The organism is Bacillus sp. FDAARGOS_527, from assembly GCF_003812125.1.
Classification (GTDB): Bacteria; Bacillota; Bacilli; order Bacillales; family Bacillaceae_G; genus Bacillus_A; species Bacillus_A paranthracis.
Map to the genome: position 1 here is coordinate 4,822,501 of NZ_CP033795.1, position 2,500 is coordinate 4,825,000.

The 2,500-nt window shown below is 49.1% G+C and carries 2 rRNA genes (1 of these 2 cut by a window edge); both read left to right on the plus strand.

Annotation, left to right across the window (positions count from 1 at the left end):
* A 23S ribosomal RNA gene (locus EGX95_RS27880) occupies positions 1-1,993 on the plus strand (it extends 930 nt beyond the left edge of the window).
* Positions 1,994-2,041: 48 nt separating this feature from the next.
* Positions 2,042-2,157: ribosomal RNA gene (gene rrf, locus EGX95_RS27885) — 5S ribosomal RNA — on the plus strand.
* Positions 2,158-2,500 lie beyond the last annotated feature (343 nt).

A 2,500-nucleotide genomic window follows, 5' to 3' on the forward strand; every position in this document is an offset into this window, starting at 1 on the left:
CCTCATCGGATTACCGAATTCAGTCAAACTCCGAATGCCAATGACTTATCCTTAGGAGTCAGACTGCGAGTGATAAGATCCGTAGTCAAAAGGGAAACAGCCCAGACCGCCAGCTAAGGTCCCAAAGTGTGTATTAAGTGGAAAAGGATGTGGAGTTGCTTAGACAACTAGGATGTTGGCTTAGAAGCAGCCACCATTTAAAGAGTGCGTAATAGCTCACTAGTCGAGTGACTCTGCGCCGAAAATGTACCGGGGCTAAATACACCACCGAAGCTGCGGATTGATACCGAATGGTATCAGTGGTAGGGGAGCGTTCTAAGGACAGTGAAGTCAGACCGGAAGGACTGGTGGAGTGCTTAGAAGTGAGAATGCCGGTATGAGTAGCGAAAGACGGGTGAGAATCCCGTCCACCGAATGCCTAAGGTTTCCTGAGGAAGGCTCGTCCGCTCAGGGTTAGTCAGGACCTAAGCCGAGGCCGACAGGCGTAGGCGATGGACAACAGGTTGATATTCCTGTACCACCTCTTTATCGTTTGAGCAATGGAGGGACGCAGAAGGATAGAAGAAGCGTGCGATTGGTTGTGCACGTCCAAGCAGTTAGGCTGATAAGTAGGCAAATCCGCTTATCGTAAAGGCTGAGCTGTGATGGGGAAGCTCCTTATGGAGCGAAGTCTTTGATTCCCCGCTGCCAAGAAAAGCTTCTAGCGAGATAAAAGGTGCCTGTACCGCAAACCGACACAGGTAGGCGAGGAGAGAATCCTAAGGTGTGCGAGAGAACTCTGGTTAAGGAACTCGGCAAAATGACCCCGTAACTTCGGGAGAAGGGGTGCTTTCTTAACGGAAAGCCGCAGTGAATAGGCCCAAGCGACTGTTTAGCAAAAACACAGCTCTCTGCGAAGCCGTAAGGCGAAGTATAGGGGGTGACACCTGCCCGGTGCTGGAAGGTTAAGGAGAGGGGTTAGCGTAAGCGAAGCTCTGAACTGAAGCCCCAGTAAACGGCGGCCGTAACTATAACGGTCCTAAGGTAGCGAAATTCCTTGTCGGGTAAGTTCCGACCCGCACGAAAGGTGTAACGATTTGGGCACTGTCTCAACCAGAGACTCGGTGAAATTATAGTACCTGTGAAGATGCAGGTTACCCGCGACAGGACGGAAAGACCCCGTGGAGCTTTACTGTAGCCTGATATTGAATTTTGGTACAGTTTGTACAGGATAGGCGGGAGCCTTTGAAACCGGAGCGCTAGCTTCGGTGGAGGCGCTGGTGGGATACCGCCCTGACTGTATTGAAATTCTAACCTACGGGTCTTATCGACCCGGGAGACAGTGTCAGGTGGGCAGTTTGACTGGGGCGGTCGCCTCCTAAAGTGTAACGGAGGCGCCCAAAGGTTCCCTCAGAATGGTTGGAAATCATTCGTAGAGTGCAAAGGCATAAGGGAGCTTGACTGCGAGACCTACAAGTCGAGCAGGGACGAAAGTCGGGCTTAGTGATCCGGTGGTTCCGCATGGAAGGGCCATCGCTCAACGGATAAAAGCTACCCCGGGGATAACAGGCTTATCTCCCCCAAGAGTCCACATCGACGGGGAGGTTTGGCACCTCGATGTCGGCTCATCGCATCCTGGGGCTGTAGTCGGTCCCAAGGGTTGGGCTGTTCGCCCATTAAAGCGGTACGCGAGCTGGGTTCAGAACGTCGTGAGACAGTTCGGTCCCTATCCGTCGTGGGCGTAGGAAATTTGAGAGGAGCTGTCCTTAGTACGAGAGGACCGGGATGGACGCACCGCTGGTGTACCAGTTGTTCTGCCAAGGGCATAGCTGGGTAGCTATGTGCGGAAGGGATAAGTGCTGAAAGCATCTAAGCATGAAGCCCCCCTCAAGATGAGATTTCCCATAGCGTAAGCTAGTAAGATCCCTGAAAGATGATCAGGTTGATAGGTTCGAGGTGGAAGCATGGTGACATGTGGAGCTGACGAATACTAATAGATCGAGGACTTAACCATATAATATGTAGCAATGTTATCTAGTTTTGAAGGAATATGCCTTCATAGTTTGGTGATGATGGCAGAGAGGTCACACCCGTTCCCATACCGAACACGGAAGTTAAGCTCTCTAGCGCCGATGGTAGTTGGGACCTTGTCCCTGTGAGAGTAGGACGTCGCCAAGCAAGCTTAAGACGAGTCAGAATGACTCGTCTTTTTTGTGTTTCTAACTTCTTATCAGTCTCAAGTTATTCTGTTATATTCAATTTCGATATGTAGTTTAAGATTTTCTATTTTTTTTGTGGAAGCAATCTATCGGTATGTTAAAATAGTACAGTTATTTTTTGAAGTACTTTAATATAGGAAGATTTAATTTTTTTAAAGGAGATAACATGAAAAAAGATAGGTATAATTACAGATTTTCCGAATAGGAAAGCCCACTACGGTGCGATAGTACCCTCTTTAGGGGTGGGATGATAGTGAGGTCAAATGCGATGTATAGATAAAATGCCGAAAGTATGTTCTGTA